This is a genomic window from Oceanirhabdus seepicola, from assembly GCF_023684385.1.
In the GTDB taxonomy this organism is placed as follows: Bacteria; Bacillota; Clostridia; order Clostridiales; family Clostridiaceae; genus Oceanirhabdus; species Oceanirhabdus seepicola.
Genome location: NZ_JAGSOJ010000004.1, coordinates 402217 through 423735, shown reverse-complemented (window position 1 = coordinate 423735; position 21519 = coordinate 402217). Strand labels below are relative to the sequence as shown.

Below are 21519 nucleotides of genomic sequence, written 5' to 3'. Positions count from 1 at the left end.
GTAAAAATCAAAGATATTGCCTATTATTAGTTAATTCTATTTGTTGACTGGTTCTAGTTCATTGTTTTTAACTTGAAAATCCCAAAGTTTCTTGAACAACCCATCTTTAACTAGTAAAGTTTCAAAAGAACCTGATTCCGCTAATTTACCATCATCTATAACCAATATGTTATCAACATTCTTTATTGTGTGAAGACGATGAGCAATTACAATTATGGTTTTGTCTTTACAATTTTTCAACATGTTATTTGTTATAAGGTTTTCATTTATGCTGTCTAGTGCTGATGTAGCTTCATCGAGTATAACGATTTTAGATTTTTGAAAAAATACTCTAGCAAAAGCAAGCCTCTGTTTCTCACCACCAGAAAGTTTAACTCCTTTTTCGCCAACTTCAGTATATAATTTATCAGGTAATCTCATTACAAATTCTTTTAATTGAACCTGTTCAAGAATGTCGTATATGTGATCATCACTAACATCTTCATCAAACACAATATTCTCTCTTAGTGTTCCATCAAAAATCGGAGCATCTTGTGAAACATAAGCAACATCATCATAATAGTCATCTAATAAGACTTTGCTTAGGTTGGAATCATCAACAGAAATCTCTCCATGAGTAGGTTTTAATAGTCCTAGAATTATTTTTATGATGGTAGATTTTCCTGCACCACTTGAGCCAACAAATGCTGTAGAAGAATTTCCTTGAATACAAAAGCTTAAATTTTTTAATATTGGTGCGTGATCGTATTCAAATGAAACATTTTTAAATTCTATATTTCCCTTCTCTATATGAACAGGATTCCCTTCTATTAAATTAACATCGTCAGGTAGATTCATGAAATTCTCCAATCTTTTGAAGGTAATCTTGTCTAATTTATAATCGATGAATATAACATTTAATATAGCGATAGGAGAGTAAACTCTATCTACAAATGCCATAAGAGCTATTAGTGTTCCCACAGAAGTTTCACCTTTTATAACTTGAGCTACCCCTATAAACAAGATGATTAATTTTATAACAATAATGATTAAAGCGAAAAGAGTGAAAAATAATTCATGTATCATTCTAATTTTTGTTTTGGATTTCACTACTGAATTTGATGTTTCTTCAATTTTGCATATTTCTTTGTAAAATCTTTTGTTAAGTCTAAATACCACCACTTCCATGAAGCCACGGATGAAATGTCTTGATAACCATTCCTCAGAAGTAAGTATCTTGTCCTTAATCTTATATAAATGTTTCATTAGAATATTTGAAATAAGAAAGATTACTACATATCCAATGAAAATTACTGCCATTATTTCTAAGTTATAAGTACCAATGAGTATTAAACTTATGATAATTCCAGGAAGAATATTTCTAAAAAGATTCATATAAAAATCAAATAAGATATTCTTACCAGCTTTAGAGCCAGCTTCTATAAGTTGAACAAGTGAACCAGTACCTATTCCTTGATATGAAACATAATCTATTTTTGATATTTTCTTTAAAGCTAATATTTTTAATTCATGGTATATGCCATTTGAGAGCATTCTAGTTGGGTATTCATCTAGATAAGATAATAAACAATCTACTAGAAGTAGTACCCCATAAACTATAATTATTGTGATTAGTTCATTGTATCTATTTGCTTGTGGAAGCTTATCAATTAATTTTTGAAGATATACAACGCTTAATGAAGCAGCTAATATCTGAACAATTCCATTTAACACATAAAAAAGCGACATGGCTTTGAATTTTTTTAAAACGTATTTTAACATAAGTAACTCCTCTTTCTACTCGAATTTAAAATCTAAAAAAGATAAAAACCACAATAATAAAGTGGTTTCATAGTTATATATGTATAAATTAAAAAAGCCACTGACATAAAGGCAGTGTCCGCGATGCTTATACGTTAAGTGTATGAAATATAAGAATTATTATGGCAACATTAAATAGACATACTTATAATTATAAATTTAAAGTATGCTAATCTAGAGTTTTTTTACCACAAATCTACAAATATTAGGCTCCGGACAAAGTAAATCATCAATTTTTTTCTAATTTATACGGAGCAGTTACCCGTTTTGATCACAACATAATAGTTCATAATATTTTTCAAATTAAACACCTTCAATTCTAAAGTGATATATTAACAGTATAATATTGGGAGAATAGGTTGTCAATATTGATTTTCTCCATTGAATGTTACATAATGAAATTCAAAAAAACATGATTCATTAAAATGTATCCTTATATAAAGAGAGAGTAGCAACATTTATATAATTTGAACTTGTTATAAAATGCAATTATAGTATAATATGTATATTAGATAATTCATAATAGTATGACATTGTGAACTAAAAAAAATTTTAATTGATGAGGGGTATAAAAATGAAATTTGGAGCAATTTCTTTATATGTAAATGATATGGAAACAATGGTCAACTTTTACAAATATGTAATGGGCTTAAATATAAACTGGGATGGCAGTGGATTTACTGCAGTTGAAATGGAAGGACAAATTCATCATTTTATTTTGTGTAAAAGAGAAATTTTTGAAAATTCAATACCTGAGGTTTCAAATTGGAATAAAGGCATAAACGGTAATATGGAGATATGTTTCGATGTTCCTAAATATTCTGATGTAGATATAGAATTTGAACGTGTTATAAAGGCAGGAGCAAAACCAGTTTACAAGCCTACAACTGAATCTTTTGGTATGCGTGTTTGTTATGTTGCAGACCCAGAAGGAAATCTTATTGAAATATGTTCAGGTAATGACGATACTAACTATTAATTAAACGTATACTTCCTATGAAGGGTGGAGGTTGTGATTGTATAGATTAAGATCAAAAAAAGCTAGCTTACAATTATGTTTACTTATGTTATTTATATTATCAATATGTACAAGCTGTAATAATAAAACTATAGAAGAAAGTGTTAATGATAAAGAAAGAAATACTATTAATAAAGAAATTAATACTACTAAGAAAGAAAAAAATTCTAATGAAAATGATAAAAAAAATAATCAATCTATTGAACAAGTAGAACATGAGCATTTTGCCAGTAAAGTGAGTTCTTTTAAAAGTAAAATATCAGTATTTAATGATTCTTCAAAGAAATTTATGGCGAAGGATGTAAATGAAATTAATAGACAATGCAACGATATACTTGAAGATATTCTTCAAAATAAGCAAAGTATTGTATGTACAACAGAAGATATTATCGGTGAGTCAAATGAATTCTATCTTAAATTTAGCGACACATTGAATATTGGCAGCAATCATTATAGATTTGTTGAATTTGGTAACTCAATGATTAGAGATGGTAGTTTAATATATTTGTATGTTCAGATTTGGGATGAAAATAATGCAGTAACTTTACATAACCTTGATACGATAATTCAAACAGCATCTGGTGTAGGAGAGTTTATTTTTTATGATTTTATAGAAATAGATGGAGAATATTATACCAATATTGTTACAAGTATTGAAGGTGCAGATAGCAATTATTTTAGGCTTACTGGGTATAAAGTAGATAATATGAAATTTGAGAAGTTTGCTGTTGATAATAATTTAAAGGATATTGTTAATTGGCAAGTAAATAAACATGATGATGAGAAGATGTATTCTATTGGATATGGATATAATCGAAAATATAGTTATGATTTCAAGGATAAAAGTATTATTATAAATGCACTTGATGAGGAAGGAAAAATATTTAGTTCCTTAGAAGTTGAAATATCAAAAAAATATTATAACTTTGAAGAGAGTAATGTAAATAAGAATGAAGAAATATATTTAGGAGATTGGAGAATAAAAAAGGTGCTGGCTTCTGGAAGAGGAACTACTTATTCATCTGATGATATAAATTATATTTTGAATAAGGTATTGTATTTCTCAAAAGAAGAAGCAAGTTGTTTTGGGGATGACATAATATATCTAGATATGGTAGCAAAGAATCCTGTTTATTCAAAATCAGTAATATCTAAAGAAGATTTTGAATCAGGCTGGAGGCATTATGTTTTATTTGAAGATTTAGGGATTCAAAGGGATTCAATTACTGAAATAAATGCTAGTGATTCAAAAGGAAACGGATCCATTTTATACATTAAAGATTCTAATACAATGATTTTGTATGGTGGAGGTGTATTTTTTGAGCTTGAGAGGATTGAAAGATTAGAAAGTCAAGTTTCTGAAAATAAGTTTGCAGAAGAAGATATCAATAAACAAGATAAACATATTAGTAAGAATGAATTAAAAGAAGAGGCTGAGTCAGCAGATGGTTTAATGAAAATGGAGGTATTTTGATACCTCCATTTTTATATAAAATTTTATTTATCCTCTACGGAAATATAATATTCAATAATTACATCAGAATTAGTATTTCTGATTTCAAAATCTGGATTATCAGATAAAGTATATCCAGAATTCAAAACCCATACCCCATCGATATAATCGTACACATTAGTTATTGGTTCCCCTTCATATTTTAAAGAGGATATACTCTCCCCGTTCAAAGTTTTTTCTTTGGTATCATATATAAATAAAGCGTACTTAGATTGAGGGATTTCCTTAATAATAAATCCTTCAGGAATATCATCAGTTTCTTTGTATTCAACACCAAGTGTATAGAGGTAGTTAATATTTTCATCATCTTTATGAATGCTATTGGCATCATATTCGTATAAGGAATAAATTTTATCTTTATCATTAACAGTAGGAAAATGACTTTTCTCTTGGTTAAACTCATTAATAAATTTATCTATTAGGTTATTTTCTACCTGTTCAGCTTGGTTGAGATTAGTGGTCTTACCAATAATCTTAAAAGAATTTTTAATAATAATTTTTATATCCAATAATAACACGTCCTTTTCATATAATCTTTTCTTTCTCATCACATCAAACTTCTCGTATAAAGGAAGGCTATCTAATAGTAGGCTATTCTTTGGAGCAACACCGTAAATTTTCTTAAATGCTCTTATGAATACTTCATGAGATTCAAAACCTATCTCAAAGGCTACATCACATATATTTAAATTTGTTTCTCTTAACATTAAGGCACCAATTGAAATACGTCTTTTACGTATATAATTTTTAGGTGTTTCTCCAACTATAGCAGAAAATATTCTGTAAAAGTGAGGGATTGAGAATCCTATTTCAGATGCTACATCCTCTATAGAGAAGGAGTCTAAAAGTTTTTCTTCAATAAAATCTATTGCATTTTCAATAAATGAGAAATAATCCATATTTAATCCTCCAAAGCTTTGGTAAGTTTATTGTATCAAAATGGAGAAAGGGCTACTTGATGTTTTTTATCAAGATAGACAAGTGTTTAAAGATTTAAGGAAATCAAAATTCCATGTAAATATTGACATGAACAAAAATAGCGCATATAATACTATATTATATGCGCTGTGTTATATTATACCATAAAATAAATAAAATGTCAAGAGTTATTTTCATTAAATTTAATTCTATAAAAAGGAGTTGTAGGAATATGTTTTTACCAACTATCTTTAATCCTGAGAATAAAGACTTGAAAGAGATTCAAATCAACGAGTTACTTCAAACCAATAAATATACTGAAGAGTTTAATCTCACATTAACAGAAGAAGATGCAAAAGAAATTATTCATGTGAGAGAGTGTGCTCTCCAAAGTTTTGGAAGAATTGAAATTGATATGGAAGTAACAAAAAAGCTGTTAAAAAGATTCTCTTCTTCAACATTTATTAAGCCTCAAGAGTATGTATCTACGATTAACAGTTTACATGAATTATTTTATTACATGAAAAATGAAACGGAAGATAGAATTGGTGATGATAAATTAATAGGCATTATGGAGGATTTTTATAATAATTCATGTGGGGGATCTATAAGTATTTTAAGACAAAGAATTGAGGTGTTTTCAAATAACTTTAGGCGTGAAAACCAGAAAAAAGATTATTTATTAGAGGGGAATTATTTTGATGATTATAAATAGAATAGCTACTGAAAATTCAATTGAAGAGATAAAAATTAAAAAAGAAAATCTTAATGAAAACCAATATACTTTTTCGCTTTTAAGTGAAGGATTTCGCCTTGGACTTATTGATAAATATAGAATAAGTTCTATTCAGACTGAAATAATGTATTTACTGAAAGAATTGATAATACGGTATACTGGAGGGGAAAGTAGTTCAATACCTATTGAAACTGGAGAAAAACTATTAAGTTCTATTTGTTATTCTATTGATGTTTATTGTGAAAGTTTATCTAGTATTGAAGAGAGTATAGTTGCATTAAAGACAAAAGATGTGAAAGAATTATATGAAAAAGGGGTTGACCTTGTAAAGTTATATGTTCATGAGTCAAGACTGTGTTTTGAAAAGATTAAAGAAAATAGATTTAAAATAGAACTTCAAGTCTATAATGATACAATTGATGAGGGACTACCAAGTTTTTTTCAAAAATATGGAGTAGTGTTTAATGCTCAGGACACCATGGGAAGTATTGATTATCCTTTAACTTTTGATGATATGAGTATTAGAGGGATAAATTATATTAAGAATTATTTAAATACTTTAGAAATTGAAACGTTCTTTTGTAAATTTTTTAATACTGAAGATATTATAAAAATATTGAATCATTATGGTGATATATACAATATTGATTATAGAGTTGCATTAATAAATGTATTTGAAGTATTAATTAATAATAGTATTTTTTCTGTATTATCAGGAAATGATGGATGGAATTTAAATATTTCAAAACTTAATTATAAAATTTTAAACAAGAAGCTTAGGAGTTTAAATGCAAATGAAATAAATATTTTGGTAGGGAAAGCTGTTGAGAAAGTTATTAAAGATTTAGGGATAACTAGGGGAGACTTAATAGATTACATGAATAATTATAAATCAATATTTATTCCTAGGTTATTAAGTTCATTAGAAAATGGAAATCTTCAAAATATGGTTGTAATAGAGAGAGAAGAAAAAAATATAAGTAATAATATTATATTTAATGAAGGGGATAGGATTAACAATGAGGATTTTAGGCCATCAATCAGCAAAATAACTAAATGTGAAAATATTGAGGATAAAATAAATTTAATTAAATCAAGTGTACAGTCAATATATGACTTTATAGATCTTCTTAACTCGAACTGCTTATTCGAAGATGAATTTACAAATTTATTCAATACATTGAGTGATATGGAATTGTCTATACTAGCAAGAATGGTATTCCAAGAAGAATTGAGGGAGGGGGCATTGAATTTAATGCAAGTAATCAAAGATAAAAGGTATATTGATTCAGAGTGGGAGCTGCATTATAGTGGGGTATTACAGAAACTTAGTGAAGATAGGATCAAGTCAATTGAGAGATTTATTAATAAAATTAATTAAAATTCTAAAGGGTTTGAAACTAATATAGAAGTGAAAAATAAGAAGATAGTTAATTAAATAGAGATATAAAAGGAGTCCCATAATGGAATTTGATATATTGAAAGCTTCAGAGGAGTTATCAAAATTAGATATAAAAATTAATACAGGCAACATGAATATAGATATTTTATGGTTTAGAGTAATGAAAAAAATAGGGGAATGGAAGATTAAACGACATAGACATTCCAGCTTTGAGTTTCATTTCATAGCATCAGGTGGATGTAAAGTTATACATGATAATGGGGAATTCCATGTTAACAGTGGAGAGTTTTATATAACAGCACCTGGAGTCTATCATACACAGATTAGTAATCATAATGAGGAATATGTAGAGTATAGTTTGAATTGTGATATTAACATTATTGAGGAAACTATTAGCGAAGAGAAGCAATTGTTTGATATATTGAAGAATTCGCAATGCATTCAACACAAAGGTATTAATCATATAAATGAACTTTTCAAAACAGCACTAGAGGAGGCATATTATAAAAGATTAGGTTTTTATAATAAGATTAAAAATATTGTACAGATGTTATTAATAGAAAGTGCAAGATTCATTTGTAAAACTACAGAACTTTCCTATGAAATTCCAATGAAATATAAAAAAGATGATTATCGATTTATTCAGATTGAAAGATATATTGTAGACAATCTAGATACTGCTATTTCCACTAAGGATATAGCAGTTTATATGCATTTAAGTGATAAACAGATATGTCGAATTATTCAGCAGAGCAAAGGAATTTCAACTAAAGAATACATATGTAGATTAAAATTTTCAAAAGCAAAAGAACTATTGAAAAACACTGAGCACCCTATAGGGGAGATATCAGAAATGCTCGGATTTTCAAGTCAGTATTATTTCAATCAATTTTTCAAAATAAGAGAGAGTTACTCCCCAAGTAAATTTCGTAAGAATGTTAAATATGTCTAAAAATCTTAAAAATGAGTCTCCTTTTAATATTTGAAATGATTAATAAAGACATATAATAAACATAGAAGACTGGATGGGGGGATTTTATGTTTTTTGAAAAGGAAAGAATCGATAGGATATTAAAGGATTTGAAAGAATACATTTACACAAAAAAAGAAGAGATTAATTATTTTCTAATGAAAAAGGGTGATTTTTTAAACCCTAAACATGCAGAAGAAAATGGTGAAGAATGGACCACTTTTAAATGTAATTCAAGATGGGGAGGGAAAGATCAAAGACATTGGTTTAAGACAGAAGTAACTATTCCATCAGATTTTGAAGGTGGAACAATAGTATTCGAAGTAACAACGGGAAGAGAAGAGGAATGGGATGCAATAAATCCTCAGTTTCTGATCTATTTAAATGGAGAAGTAGTTCAAGGATTAGATACAAATCATAGAGAAATAATCATTTGTGAAAATGCAAAAGCTTATGAAAAGTATATGATTGATTTACATGCTTATGCAGGCATGACTGAAGGGGATGTGCAGCTCAAAGGAAAAATTTCTATTTTAGATAGGGCTACGGAAAAACTTTACTATGATATAAAAGTTCCATTAGAGGTAGCAGATTTACTAGATAAAGAGGATAAAAGACGAATAGATATTTTGAATTTTTTAACAGAGACAATAAATATTTTAGACTTACGTAAGCCACATTCCAAGGAATATTATTTATCTTTAGAGGAAGCAGATAGATATTTAAGTGAAAAATTTTATAAGGAATATTGTGGAGGGGAAGATGTAATAGCAGCATGTATAGGGCATACACACATTGATGTAGCTTGGTTATGGACATTAAGGCAAACTAGAGAAAAGGTTGCAAGAAGTTTTTCCACAGTACTAAATCTTATGAAACAGTATCCAGAATATTTATTTATGAGTAGTCAACCTCAATTATATAAATACGTGAAGGAAGAACATCCTGAAATATATGAACAGGTTAAGGAAAAGATTAAGGAAGGTAAATGGGAAGCAGAAGGTGGGATGTGGCTAGAAGCTGATTGTAACCTTGCTTCAGGAGAATCGTTGATAAGACAGATACTCTTCGGAACTCGTTTCTTTAAAGAAGAGTTTGGAGTAGATAATAAAATATTATGGCTACCTGATGTATTTGGATATAGTGCAGCATTACCGCAGATACTTAAAAAATTTCATATAGATTATTTTATGACAACCAAGATAAGCTGGAATGAGTACAATAAAGTTCCATATGATACTTTCATGTGGGAGGGTATAGATGGTTCCTCAATATTTTCTCATTTTATTACAACAATTGATTACAAGACAGCAATATCAGGCTCACATAGAACAAGATATGAAGGGGTTTTAGGTCCTACTGAAGTTAAGGGAGCTTGGCATAGATATCAACAAAAGAATATAAATAATGAGGTATTGATAAGTTATGGATATGGAGATGGTGGCGGAGGCCCAACAAAAGAAATGTTGGAGAATGCTAGACGTTTGGAAAGAGGAATACCTGGGTGTCCAACTGTGAAGATGGAGAAAGCAAGGGATTTCTTTGAAAAGTTTGAAGAGAGAGTGGGTAATAATAAGCGGTTACCAAAATGGGTAGGGGAATTATACTTAGAGTATCATAGAGGCACATATACTTCTATGGCTAGAAACAAACGTTATAACAGGAAGAGTGAATTTTTATTTCAAGATGCCGAATTCTTTAATGTAATGAATACATGTATTGATAAAACCGTACAATATCCTCAGCAAAGAATAAATGATGGATGGGAAACTATTCTATTGAATCAATTTCATGATATTATACCAGGCTCTTCTATTAAAGAAGTATATGATGAGTCAAAAGAGCAGTACGAAGAGGTTCTTAAGAATGGAAATGAATTATTAGAAAATGCAGTCAATCAGATCACAGATAAAATAAAACTTGAGGAAAGATCATTAGTGATATTCAATCAATTGAGTTTCAGAAGACGTGATGTGGTGACTTTTCATATTCCTGAAGGTATGAATAATATTGAAGTTATGGATGAGAAAGGTAATATTTATCCTGTTCAGTTAATTGAAAATAAAAAAGGATTATTATATGCAGAGAATATACCTGCAAAGGGATATAAGGCATTCATAATACGTGAATGTCAAGCAAAATCAGCAGAACAGTTAACTGTTTCTACAGAAAAAATAAGCAATAGATTCTTTGATATCACTTTAGATGAGAATGCAAATATCACATCAATTTACGATAAGATAAATCATAGAAAAGTATTGAAATCTCTTGAAAAGGGGAATGTATTGCAGGCATTTGAGGATAAACCACATTTATGGGATGCATGGGATATTAATATTTATTATCAGGAGAAGATGTGGGAAATTAACCATGTAGAAGAAGTACAGGTGATTAATAATGGGCCTGTAAGAGCGACTATTAAAATTAAAAGAAGATTCTTGGATTCTATAATCACTCAATATATGCATGTTTATAATCATATACCACGTATAGATTTTGAAAATGAAATTGAATGGAAAGAAAAACAGCTTTTATTGAAAGTAGCATTCCCTGTGGATGTTCATACAAATAAGGCAACTTATGAGATTCAATACGGTAATGTTGAACGACCAACTCATTGGAATACTAGTTGGGATATGGCAAAATTTGAGGTGTGTGCTCATAAATGGGCTGATTTGTCAGAAGGTAATTATGGAGTGAGCCTATTGAATGATTGCAAATATGGACACGATATTAAAGACGGTATAATGAGATTAAGTCTACTTAAATCACCAATATGGCCAAATCCAGAAGCGGATAGAGAATTGCACAAATTCACGTATTCATTATATCCTCATTGTGGAGATTGGAAATTAGCACAGACAACGCAAATGGCATACAATCTAAATTGTCCAATGTATGCTAGAGTTGAAGAGCCTCATGATGGAATTTTGCCTAAGGAATTATCCTTCATTAGTGTAGATACTGAAAATGTAATAATAGAAGCAGTGAAAAAAGCAGAAGACAGTGATGAGTTAATTATAAGGTTGTATGAATGTTATAACAGAAGAACAAGAGTTACTGTGAGTTTCTATAAAGAGTTAGAAAAAGTATTTGAATGCGATCTAATGGAGAAAGTAATAGAAGAAATTAAGGTATGTGGAAATAGTTTTGAGTTTGAGATTAAGCCATATGAGATTAGGACATTTAAAATAAAGATGTAATATGAAATCTAAAAAAGCACCTATCAACTAATGATAGGTGCTAAGACACATAAAAAATTTATTTATTCTCTTTAACTTTATTTAATAACTCTTCATATTGATCTAATAAATCACCATAATATTTTAGAATATTATCAATAGGTGCTGAAGAACTCATGTCAACTCCTGCGTTCTTTAATGTTTCTATTGGATATTCTGAACCACCTGCTCCTAAGAATTCTAAGTACTTATCAACAGCACCTTCCTTATTTGCAAGAATATTGTTTACTAATTCAAAGGATGCTGACATTGATGTAGAATACTTATAAACATAGAAATTCATATAGAAATGAGGTATTCTTGCCCAATTGTATGAACTTAACTCATCTATAGTAACACTTTCTCCATCATATTTTTTTGATAGATCAAGCCAAATTTCATTTAACTTTTTAGCAGATACTGGTTCTCCGCTTTCCAACATTTCATGAGTTGTCTTTTCAAACTCAGCGAACATTGTTTGAGTATACATAGTTCCTTCTATGTTTTGTAACTGCATATTAACTAAATACAATTTTTCTTCATCATTTTTAGCATTTTTTATTAAATAATCCATAACCAATAGTTCATTAGCAGTTGATGCAACTTCTGCAGTAAATATTGGATACCCAGCGTTATAAGCATTTTGATTATTATTTGAATAATAAGTATTAAGGGCATGTCCCATTTCGTGTGCTAATGTTAATGCGGAATCTAAATCATTTTTAAAGTTCATTAATACTACTGGATGCATACCATATGCACCAGTTGAGAAAGCTCCTGTATACTTATGATCGTCTCTGTACACATCTACCCATCTATTATCTATACCATTTTTGAAATCTTTAACATACTGCTCTCCTAAAGGAGCTAGAGCTTTAGTAATCATGTCAACTGCTTCTTCGTAAGTAAATTCCATCTTATAATCTTCTACTAATGGAAGAGACAGGTCATATCCATGCATTTCATCAAAGCCAAAATAATTTTTTCTTATTTCATAGTATTTATGAAGATATTTGATATTTTCATTTATAGAATTAACAAGATTATCATATACTTCTGTAGGTATAGATTCTGCACTCATAGAAGCTTCTTGAGCTGAGTTATAACCTCTAGCTTCAGCTAAGAAAATATTTTTTTTCATTTCTCCAAGATAAGTTGCAGATAATGTATTGTTAATATTCTTATAAGACTCAAGTTTAGCCTCTCTAGCTTTTTTACGAAGTTCCCTATCTTTACCTTCCATTATTTTCTTATACTCAACACTATTTAATTCAATTTTATTACCATCTTTATCTTCAATAACAGGGTATTTGTAATCTCCATACATAACATTATCAAATACATCATTTGGAGTTCCCATAGTTTCACTTGCTAAAGATAAAATTTTCTCTTCTTCCTCAGAAAGTATATGTTCAGTACTTTTGATTAATTCATCTAAGTATTGATGGTATCCCTCTAATGTTTTATCATCTCTTAATGCTTTCTGAGATTTTTCTGGTAATGCTAAGAGTTCTGGTCTTTCAAAATTAATAGCTTGTGAATATTTACCCCAAGTATTCACAGCAATTCCCATTAACTCTTGAGCTTTTGCATTAGTTTGATCTAATTTTACTTGAAGAGATGCATATCTATATGCCTTTATTAATTTTGATGAAACTTCTGAATCAAAATCAAAATATTCCTTAACAGTTTTTGCGTTATCTAATTTTCCTTTATAAGATGATAACTTTGGAAGTAGTACATCTTCTATCTCTTTAATATCTTTATTAAAGGATTCTTCATTCTCATAAAAATCAGTTAAATCCCATTTGTACTTATCTGATGCATCTTTTCTATGAAGCGTCTCATTTACATCCTTTTTTGCTTCCACTTTTACTGCATTATCACCAACTAATGCAAATGCAGATACTTGTCCATATACAAGTGTAAATGATAAAGTAGCTGCAAGTATTTTAGCCATAATTGATTTTCTCATTTTTATTCCCCCCTATGATTTTACAACTTTTTTGCTCATATGTAATATATTACATTGTTTTATGTGATATTTCAACAATATTAGTAAAATTTAAAATTTTCTAACTCTTTCTGATGTTTGAAATGTAATTTCTATATTTACTTTATTATTAAATTTAATCTTCCACACATTATCTTCTGGTGCTGTTTATTCATGAATTTCTTGAAAGTGATAGCTAATCATATGAGAGATATTATAAAAATGTGGGAGGAGAAACTAATTATTACACAATATGATATAATTAAGCATAATAATTGGGGGGATAATTTATGAGCAGATTACTTATTGAAGGAATTTGGAAGGATGAGAGAAATTTAACTTTAATAGAGGATTTAAATATAAGGGTAGAAGAAGGACAAAGTATAGCTATAAAATGCTCAGAAGAAATAGCATTACTTTTGATTAATATTATTTTGGGAAAGATTATTCCGCCAAAGGGGAAGGTTTTTATAGAGAAAATTATTAATTATCAATATATAAACAAGAATAAAAATAATATAGCTGTCATTTTTAGAGAAGAAGGATTTTATGAAAGATTGAGTATAAAGGATTATTTATTATTATTTCATAAAATATATAATAGTAAATTAGATTTAAAAGAAGTAATGAGAAGATTTGCATTACTAGATATGGCTAATAGTGAGATTAATACATTAACTTATTCTCAAAGAAAAAGAATAAGTTTTGCTAGAGCATTAATTAGTAATCCTAAGATATTATTGATTCAGGAACCAACATTAAATCTAGATAGGGAAAGTACATTAATAATTAGAGAGAGTATACCATATATGAATTCATTAGGGATTTCTATATTAGCCTTTTCTGTATCTTTAGAGGAGACTATCCTTTTAGAAGGGGATTCTTATACATTAGATGAAAAGGGCTTTACATTCTATGAGAGTGACTTTGAGGACGAACAAATCAGTAATGAGGATGTTGAGAGCGAAGAGATACTGAAACCTTCTTTTAAGATAGATAAAATTCCAGCTAAAATAGATGAAAAAATTATATTATTTAATTCCATAGAGATTAATTATATAGAAACACTAAATGGAGTAACATATATAAATGTTGGAAAAGAAAAATTTCCTTGTTCATATACTCTTAGTAAGTTAGAGGAAAGATTAGAGCATTCAGGTTTTTTTAGATGTCATAGATCTTATTTGGTTAATCTCCAGAAGGTGAGAGAGGTTATTACATGGACAAGAAATAGTTATAGTCTTATATTAGATGATAAAAATAAAAGTTCAATTCCTTTATCAAAAGGTAGGATTGAGGAACTAAAACATATTTTAAATTTGTAAAAGTAGTATCTTTTCAGGGAAAAAAGACTCTATTCACAGAAATAAAAGTTTATTGAGCTTAGATATGATAGTTTTTAACAGTAGATTTACTCCTTTCACAGGTATTTTATAGAGCATTAGGTGTCAGAGTGACATAATTAAGGTGCAGTGAAAAGCAGGAAGGGGTAATGAATATGAATAGCATAATTGAAATGAAGAATATAACAAAACAGTTTAAAGACAAAGAGGTTTTGAAAAGGATAAACTTTTCAGTAAGAGAAGGGGAGATATTTGGATTTCTAGGACCTAGTGGGGCTGGGAAAACCACAACAATTAAGATTTTAACATCTCAACTTATTCCTACTAGTGGTGAGGGAAAGATTTTTAATAAGGATATTTACTCTTTTAAAAAAAATATCTTTAAAAAGATAGGAGTGCTTTCAGATAATAGTGGAGTATATGAAAGACTCACCATAGAAGATAACCTTACATTGTTTGCTGATATCTATGGTGTAGATAGAAAAAATGTAGATGATGTATTAAGAAGCGTTGAACTTTTTGATGATAGAAAAAAGGAAGTTAAAAAGCTTTCAAAAGGTATGAAACAAAGACTTATGATTTCTATAGCGTTGATTCATAAACCTAAGATATTATTTTTAGATGAACCAACATCATCCCTTGATCCTAGAACAGCAAAAGAAGTACATGATTTACTTAGAAAATTAAATAGAGAGGGAACTACTATATTTTTAACAACTCATAATATGGAAGAGGCTGATAAGTTATGTAATAGAGTGGCTTTCTTAAATGATGGAGAGATAGTTGAGATAGACACGCCAGAAAATTTAAAGTTAAAATATGCTAAAAATAAGATTGAAGTAAAGTTAAAAGGGAAAAACGAGAAGATTTCTGTGAAAAACGATGAAAAAAGCGCAGAAAAGATTAAAAATTGGATTGTAAATAGTCAATTATTATCAATTCATTCACAGGAACCTAATTTAGAAGAAATTTTCTTAAGCTTAACTGGGAGGGGATTATAATGGAATTTTCAATTAATAGAGTAAATGCATTAGTTACAAAAGAGATAAAAGATTTGAAGAAAAATACAAATATTTTAATTTTGAGTGTAATACCAATATTAGCCTCAATCATTTTTAAGAAAAATGGTATGTTGGGATTATCCATGTGTTTGAACATGAATGCAACAATGATAGTTTGCGCAACTATGTCAATGTTAATAGCTGAAGAAAAGGAAAAAAATACAATGAGAACTCTTATGCTCTCAGCAGTATCTCCTTTGGAATTTCTGATTAGTAAAGCAATTATAACATTGGTTTTATCCATAATTATAAATATTGCCATGTTTTTAATTATAGGAATTAGTTCTCAATATTTACTTCAATTTTTAATTATCGGATTGATTTTATCCATTAGTATGATCTTTATCGGTGCAGTAATTGGATTAATATTCAAGAATCAAATGTCAACAAGTAATGCTAGTGTGCCAATAAGTTTGATTTTCTTAGCCCTACCAGCTTATGCAAGTTCAAATAAAACAGTAGAAATAATTGCTAAGTTCATACCTACATATCATTCAAATGAATTATTAGATGAGGTATTAAAGGGAGAAAGTTTAATAAGTGGAATGACTCATCTTCTTGTATTATTCATTTGGATAGTCTTAGCAGGTATATTCTTCGGATATGTATATAAAAAAAGGAGATTGCAAGACTTATAAATAAAAAAGATAAAAACACACTATATCTTAAATTGCTAAGCAATATGAGATATAGTGTGTTTTTGTTTGTTTGAAGTTAGTAATTTCAGAAATAATTATACCACAGAAATAGAATAAATACAGTTGTTTGCATTTTATGACTATTAACACATAAATATAATAAATAATATGTAAATTAACAATATTAAAAGTAGTAGGAAGTTAAGTGAAATTTTATTTAAGCAAATAGTTTTTAGTCAAAATATTTAATAAGGATATATGGTGGATATGGAATAGTGAACCCTCCCACCAGTTGCTCACGCAGAACTGGGGGCTTCTAGTATCATGTGCTAGAATTTTTCCTGCATATCGAACCTTTCTGAAAATAGTATTATCCATCACCCAATTATAGAAGATGGGTGACTTCCATACAATTATGGTTAAAAAAGTAAGCTTCATATATTATTATGTAAAACTCGTATCTAATTAGTGCAGTTTTTTTTACTAAAGTTTCATTATGTACTAATGAATTTTACTAATGAATTTGATTTTTGTGTAATATATTAATAAAAGATACTCAGATGGAAAAACTAAGATGAAAGATTAAAAAGAGCCAAAAATAGGGGTGGTGGAGATTTGAATGAATTATGGGTATTAATGAATCAGAATAATATATTATATAAAGTTATATGGACAACTATTGGATTGATAATAACAATTTTTCTAACAAAGATTATTAACAGAGTATTATATTCAAAGATTAAAGATAATAAAACTTACTATAATACTAGAAAAAAAGTATACTATTCTTTTACAACAATTCTCATTATATATTGTATTTTTTTATGGTCAGATTCAATGCTAAGTTTAACAACATATTTTGGATTATTATCAGCGGGAATAGCTATTACATTAAAAGATATATTCTCAAATACTGCTGCATGGCTATTTATAATATTAAGAAAGCCGTTTGAAGTAGGGGATAGAATTTTAATTAATGAACAAAGAGGAGATGTAATTGATATTCGTATGTTTCAATTTACATTAATTGAGGTTACATCTTATGAAGAGGGAGAACAGAGTACAGGGCGTATAATTGATATTCCAAATAGTTATATATTTACTAATGCTTCCGTAAATTATAGTAAAGCATTTAAATTTATATGGAATGAGATAAAAGTACTTGTGACCTTTGAAAGTGATTGGAAAAAGGCAAAAGGGATATTAACGGACATTGTCAATGAAAATACCATACATTTATCTAAAGAAGCTTCACATGAGATTAGAGAAGCAGAACGTAAATATAGAATACATTATGATAAGCTAACGCCCATTGTTTATACAAATGTAAGAGAATGTGGTGTTGAATTAACATTAAGGTATTTATGCGGACCACGTCAAAGAAGAACTAGTGTAAATAATATATGGGAGAATATACTAGAAAAGTTTGCATTGGAAGAAAAGATTGATTTAGCATATCCGACTGTTAGGATAAGTAAAAAATAAAAACATAGTTGAGAGTTGAGAGTGGTGAGTTGAGAACGATTGACATTTCACTCTGTGAAATTTTAATTGATTGTTCCTTGGACAATAAGGGGTTACTCGTTTCATTTGCAATGAAACCTTATATTTTAAATACAATATTTTATCCTAGGATAAAATGAGTAAAAACGTCTTGTCCTAAAGAACAATAAAATGTAGTTTCTGCGGAGGCAGAAACATCCAGCGTTCTCCACTCTCAACTAAAAAAAGCACGGCGCACCGTGCTTTTTAAATTATTTATTTAGTTTAACTAATTTATTAAATGCGTCTTCATTCTCTTTAATAGTATTATCATTACCTAGAACACAACAATAATCCATTTCCATTACTTTTTCTAAAAGTTCTGCAAGAACTTTTATCTCTTCAGGTTTTGTGTTTAGAAGTTCATCTCTTTCTCTTTGTATATCTGCTTGAGAAATGTTGCGGATATAGTTTTGTGTAGCAATTTCACCTTTCATATGAGGTGTTGTCGCTCTATCAACCTGGCTCATTGCACCAATGATGAACTTTGTTAAAGTCTCTTGATCCATAGTTAGGTTTTTGATATATTGAGCGGCATCATCATATACTTTAAGCGTTTCTTTAAGGTTTGGATCTCTATAAGAAGCAACAGTAACATCACCTGTTCTAGTGAATGTGATTCCAACACCATAAGCTCCACCTTTTGCTCTAACCCTGTCATGAAGATATTCACCATTTAACATCATTCTCAAAACATTCATACTACCATGATAATCATAACCAAGATTTTTAAAGTTAAATCCTTTTGCAACATATTGAACATTTGCAGAAGATTGAATACCTTCATTAAGTTTTGTTTCCTTAAAGTCATAAGTTTTTGATTCTAATTTATTCTTATTTAGAGTCGAAGTTGCAATAGTGAAATTTTCTCTAAATAAATCAAAATCTTTTTTGTCCCCAGTGAAGCTAATGATCAAGTTGTTTATATTAAAGATACTATTATAAACTTTATTTAAATTAGCAAGTATATTATCACTGTTAGTATCAAAATTCTCAATTGTATTACATATGAACCAGAAATAATCTAATCCATTAAGGCTCTCTGAGTATTTTGAAGCAGGAGAGAAATATGATGATACTCTATTTGATACAACTGAATTTCCTCTATCATATATATGCATTTCTAATTTAGATTTTATTTGTTGAATTAATTCTTTAACTCTCTTCTTGTCATCTAACTTGGAGGATGTTGTTAACTCTTTTATAAGTTCGAGAAGAGTAATAGTTTTATCACCGATAGCTTTTCCGCTTATGATGAACTTAGGGTAATATAGTTTGTCATTACCATTTTCAACATAAACAGCTGAGGACAAATCAATACCACCTGTACTCATATATATTTCATTTGAAAGTTCAGAATAAGTGTATGATTTAGTATCAACATCCCCAATAATATCTGAAAGAAGAGTTATATATGGAATTAATTCTTCATCAATCATGCCCACATCAAACAAGAAATCCACATAAGAAATATTATTTGAGAAGATATTGTGGAAAAGTAAAGTTACATCATCTTCTTTTATTACTTCTTGAGGTATTGATGCTGCTTTAGGATCAACATCACTTACAGATAATTTAGGAATAGTTGCCACTGCTTCAGGCGTATCAGGAGCTAATTGTTTTTCTTTTAATACAGTATTTTCTTCAATAAGTCTGTTTATTTGCTCATCAGTAAGGGAAGCTTTATATTCATCTAGTCTTTTCTCTAAAGCAACAGCCTTTTCTTCACTTAATCCTTTTTGGGGGTTCATAACAACTATTGAGTGATGAGGATTATTGATAATGTTATCTTCGATAAATTTCTCAAAATAACCAGTGTCTATCTTTGATCTCAAGTCATTAATAACCTTTTCATATTGAAGATGAGTTGTAGGGTGGCTATCATATAACCAGCTATCTAATGATATGATGTTATATATAAGACCCTTAGTAGGGAATTTCTCAGCTTCACGTAGATTATATTCAACAATATTGATACATGACTCTATTAACTTCTTATCTATACCTTCAGCTACTAATTTTTTTAGAGTTGAAAAAACTATATTTTCAAACTCAGCTTTCTTATCGTCACTTGTGTGTTTTGCAACAAAAGAAATAGATGGTTGTATTCCTTCGCTATTCATGAAGAGAATATCTTCTCCAATTCCTTTATCAATCAATGCATTTTTTAGAGGAGCTGCTGAAGATTCAATAAGTAGATTTTTTAATATATTAACCATTAAATAAGTTTTAGCATCAGCAAATTCACCAAATACGAAATTAGCACTTAAATATGTGCGGTTCTCAGAAGGTTCATCTTCAGAGATAGCATAATAAGTTGTACATTCTTTTTTCTCTTTAAATGGAGCCTGAAGAGTAAGAGCAGAGTCTATAAACTTTCTTTCAAAATTTGATAAATACTCATCATTTATGAATTGAAGTTGTTTTTCTATGTCTCCATTACCATATAGATATATATAACTATTTGATGGATGATAAAATTTTCTATGGAAATCTTTAAAATCTTCTACAGTTAAGTCAGGTATTACATCTGGATCACCGCCAGAAGAATATTTATAGCATGTATCAGGGAATAAAGATTGGCTTACTTCTTCCTCTAAGATTGTACTTGGTGAAGAGTAAGCTCCACGCATCTCATTGTAAACTACCCCTTTACAAGTGATTTTTTCATCCTTATTATGGAGGTCATAATGCCATCCCTCTTGCATGAAAATCTCAGGGATATCATAGATTTTTGGATAAAATACAGCATCTAAGTATACATCCATTAAGTTATAAAAATCTTTTTCGTTACGGCTGGCAATTGGATACATTGTTTTATCATCGAATGTCATTGCATTGATAAAAGTATTAAGTGAACCTTTAACCATATCCATAAATGGTTCTTTTGTTAAGTATTTTCTAGATCCAGATAGAACACAGTGCTCAATGATGTGAGGTACCCCTGTGCTATCAGATGGTGGTGTTCTGAAAGATACTGAGAACACTTTATTATCATCATCATTACCTAAATGAAGTAATCTAGCACCACTTTTTTCATGTTCAAATACTTTCGCCATAGAGTTAATCTCATTGATTGGATATTCATCAATAAGCTTAAAACCATGATATGATTTATTGATTTCAAATTGCATAATCAATCCCCCTTGAATTCATTTTAATGTAAATATATATAAAACATACCATTTTTCTACTTGAAATTCAATGTGTAATATAGAAGCATCCTATATAAACAAGTTGAATTATTAAAAATCGCAAGAAAATCAGAATAATAGGGGTAAGAATTAACACCAGAAGTTAATAATATTGGAGAAAAAAGAGGAATATTAAGAAATATATCTTTGTGAACTAAATGTACAAAAAT

At 29.0% G+C, this 21519-nt stretch carries 14 protein-coding genes; 10 read left to right on the top strand and 4 right to left on the bottom strand.

Annotated elements, in window-relative coordinates; genetic code table 11:
* Nucleotides 1-36: 36 nt before the first annotated feature.
* Nucleotides 37-1761 carry an ABC transporter ATP-binding protein gene (locus KDK92_RS18965; protein ID WP_250860963.1) on the bottom strand — a complete coding sequence of 575 codons (1725 nt, stop codon included), beginning with the start codon at nucleotides 1759-1761 and terminating at the stop codon, nucleotides 37-39.
* 613 nt (nucleotides 1762-2374) lie between these two features.
* On the opposite strand from KDK92_RS18965, the gene KDK92_RS18960 reads away from it, so the two are divergent.
* Entirely contained in the window at nucleotides 2375-2779 is a 405-nt protein-coding gene (locus KDK92_RS18960; RefSeq protein ID WP_250860962.1) for a VOC family protein, read from the top strand.
* A gap of 37 nt (nucleotides 2780-2816) precedes the next feature.
* Nucleotides 2817-4292 carry a hypothetical protein gene (locus KDK92_RS18955; protein ID WP_250860961.1) on the top strand — a complete coding sequence of 492 codons (1476 nt, stop codon included), beginning with the start codon at nucleotides 2817-2819 and terminating at the stop codon, nucleotides 4290-4292.
* 23 nt (nucleotides 4293-4315) lie between these two features.
* Here the strand turns inward: KDK92_RS18955 and KDK92_RS18950 are convergent, their stop codons facing one another.
* Nucleotides 4316-5230: an AraC family transcriptional regulator gene (locus tag KDK92_RS18950; protein WP_250860960.1), complete on the bottom strand. Its 915-nt coding sequence runs from the start codon at nucleotides 5228-5230 to the stop codon at nucleotides 4316-4318.
* A gap of 251 nt (nucleotides 5231-5481) precedes the next feature.
* On the opposite strand from KDK92_RS18950, the gene KDK92_RS18945 reads away from it, so the two are divergent.
* The 4 genes from KDK92_RS18945 to KDK92_RS18930 all read left to right on the top strand — a co-directional run bounded on the left by KDK92_RS18945 (nucleotide 5482) and on the right by KDK92_RS18930 (nucleotide 11560).
* Entirely contained in the window at nucleotides 5482-5964 is a 483-nt protein-coding gene (locus KDK92_RS18945; RefSeq protein ID WP_250860959.1) for a DUF6323 family protein, read from the top strand.
* Complete coding sequence (locus KDK92_RS18940; RefSeq protein WP_250860958.1) at nucleotides 5951-7366, top strand: DUF6179 domain-containing protein; 1416 nt, start codon at nucleotides 5951-5953, stop codon at nucleotides 7364-7366. Before KDK92_RS18945 ends, KDK92_RS18940 begins: the two co-directional genes overlap by 14 nt.
* Before the next feature lie 82 nt (nucleotides 7367-7448).
* Complete coding sequence (locus KDK92_RS18935; RefSeq protein ID WP_250860957.1) at nucleotides 7449-8339, top strand: AraC family transcriptional regulator; 891 nt, start codon at nucleotides 7449-7451, stop codon at nucleotides 8337-8339.
* Between the two features lie 86 nt (nucleotides 8340-8425).
* Nucleotides 8426-11560, top strand: a complete 3135-nt coding sequence (locus tag KDK92_RS18930; RefSeq protein WP_250860956.1) for an alpha-mannosidase — start codon at nucleotides 8426-8428, stop codon at nucleotides 11558-11560.
* 58 nt (nucleotides 11561-11618) lie between these two features.
* Here KDK92_RS18930 and pepF read toward each other — a convergent pair whose 3' ends face one another.
* Nucleotides 11619-13553, bottom strand: a complete 1935-nt coding sequence (pepF, locus tag KDK92_RS18925) for an oligoendopeptidase F (RefSeq protein ID WP_250860955.1) — start codon at nucleotides 13551-13553, stop codon at nucleotides 11619-11621.
* Nucleotides 13554-13861: 308 nt separating this feature from the next.
* Here pepF and KDK92_RS18920 point away from each other — a divergent pair, with 308 nt between their 5' ends.
* The 4 genes from KDK92_RS18920 (at nucleotide 13862) to KDK92_RS18905 (ending at nucleotide 18098) form a co-directional block, all read left to right on the top strand.
* Nucleotides 13862-14896: a LytTR family transcriptional regulator DNA-binding domain-containing protein gene (locus KDK92_RS18920; protein WP_250860954.1), complete on the top strand. Its 1035-nt coding sequence runs from the start codon at nucleotides 13862-13864 to the stop codon at nucleotides 14894-14896.
* A gap of 173 nt (nucleotides 14897-15069) precedes the next feature.
* Nucleotides 15070-15915: an ABC transporter ATP-binding protein gene (locus KDK92_RS18915; RefSeq protein WP_250860953.1), complete on the top strand. Its 846-nt coding sequence runs from the start codon at nucleotides 15070-15072 to the stop codon at nucleotides 15913-15915.
* Nucleotides 15915-16613, top strand: coding sequence for an ABC transporter permease (locus KDK92_RS18910; protein ID WP_250860952.1), 699 nt, complete (start codon nucleotides 15915-15917; stop codon nucleotides 16611-16613). The genes KDK92_RS18915 and KDK92_RS18910 overlap by 1 nt, the downstream gene beginning before the upstream one ends.
* Nucleotides 16614-17228: 615 nt before the next feature.
* On the top strand, nucleotides 17229-18098 hold the full coding sequence (locus tag KDK92_RS18905) for a mechanosensitive ion channel family protein (RefSeq protein WP_250860951.1): 870 nt from the start codon (nucleotides 17229-17231) through the stop codon (nucleotides 18096-18098).
* A gap of 269 nt (nucleotides 18099-18367) precedes the next feature.
* On the opposite strand, the gene KDK92_RS18900 is transcribed toward KDK92_RS18905, so the two are convergent.
* Nucleotides 18368-21289 carry an insulinase family protein gene (locus KDK92_RS18900; protein ID WP_250860950.1) on the bottom strand — a complete coding sequence of 974 codons (2922 nt, stop codon included), beginning with the start codon at nucleotides 21287-21289 and terminating at the stop codon, nucleotides 18368-18370.
* Nucleotides 21290-21519: the final 230 nt, after the last annotated feature.

Excerpts from the sequence above, each read along its gene's own strand:
- KDK92_RS18915 (WP_250860953.1), top strand. The coding sequence starts at position 15,070 with ATGAATAGCATAATTGAAATGAAGAATATAACAAAACAGTTTAAAGAC.
- KDK92_RS18940 (WP_250860958.1), top strand. The coding sequence starts at position 5,951 with ATGATTATAAATAGAATAGCTACTGAAAATTCAATTGAAGAGATAAAA.
- KDK92_RS18945 (WP_250860959.1), top strand. The coding sequence starts at position 5,482 with ATGTTTTTACCAACTATCTTTAATCCTGAGAATAAAGACTTGAAAGAG.
- KDK92_RS18950 (WP_250860960.1), bottom strand. The coding sequence starts at position 5,230 with ATGGATTATTTCTCATTTATTGAAAATGCAATAGATTTTATTGAAGAA.
- KDK92_RS18900 (WP_250860950.1), bottom strand. The coding sequence starts at position 21,289 with ATGCAATTTGAAATCAATAAATCATATCATGGTTTTAAGCTTATTGAT.
- KDK92_RS18910 (WP_250860952.1), top strand. The coding sequence starts at position 15,915 with ATGGAATTTTCAATTAATAGAGTAAATGCATTAGTTACAAAAGAGATA.
- KDK92_RS18920 (WP_250860954.1), top strand. The coding sequence starts at position 13,862 with ATGAGCAGATTACTTATTGAAGGAATTTGGAAGGATGAGAGAAATTTA.
- KDK92_RS18960 (WP_250860962.1), top strand. The coding sequence starts at position 2,375 with ATGAAATTTGGAGCAATTTCTTTATATGTAAATGATATGGAAACAATG.
- pepF (WP_250860955.1), bottom strand. The coding sequence starts at position 13,553 with ATGAGAAAATCAATTATGGCTAAAATACTTGCAGCTACTTTATCATTT.
- KDK92_RS18930 (WP_250860956.1), top strand. The coding sequence starts at position 8,426 with ATGTTTTTTGAAAAGGAAAGAATCGATAGGATATTAAAGGATTTGAAA.
- KDK92_RS18935 (WP_250860957.1), top strand. The coding sequence starts at position 7,449 with ATGGAATTTGATATATTGAAAGCTTCAGAGGAGTTATCAAAATTAGAT.
- KDK92_RS18965 (WP_250860963.1), bottom strand. The coding sequence starts at position 1,761 with ATGTTAAAATACGTTTTAAAAAAATTCAAAGCCATGTCGCTTTTTTAT.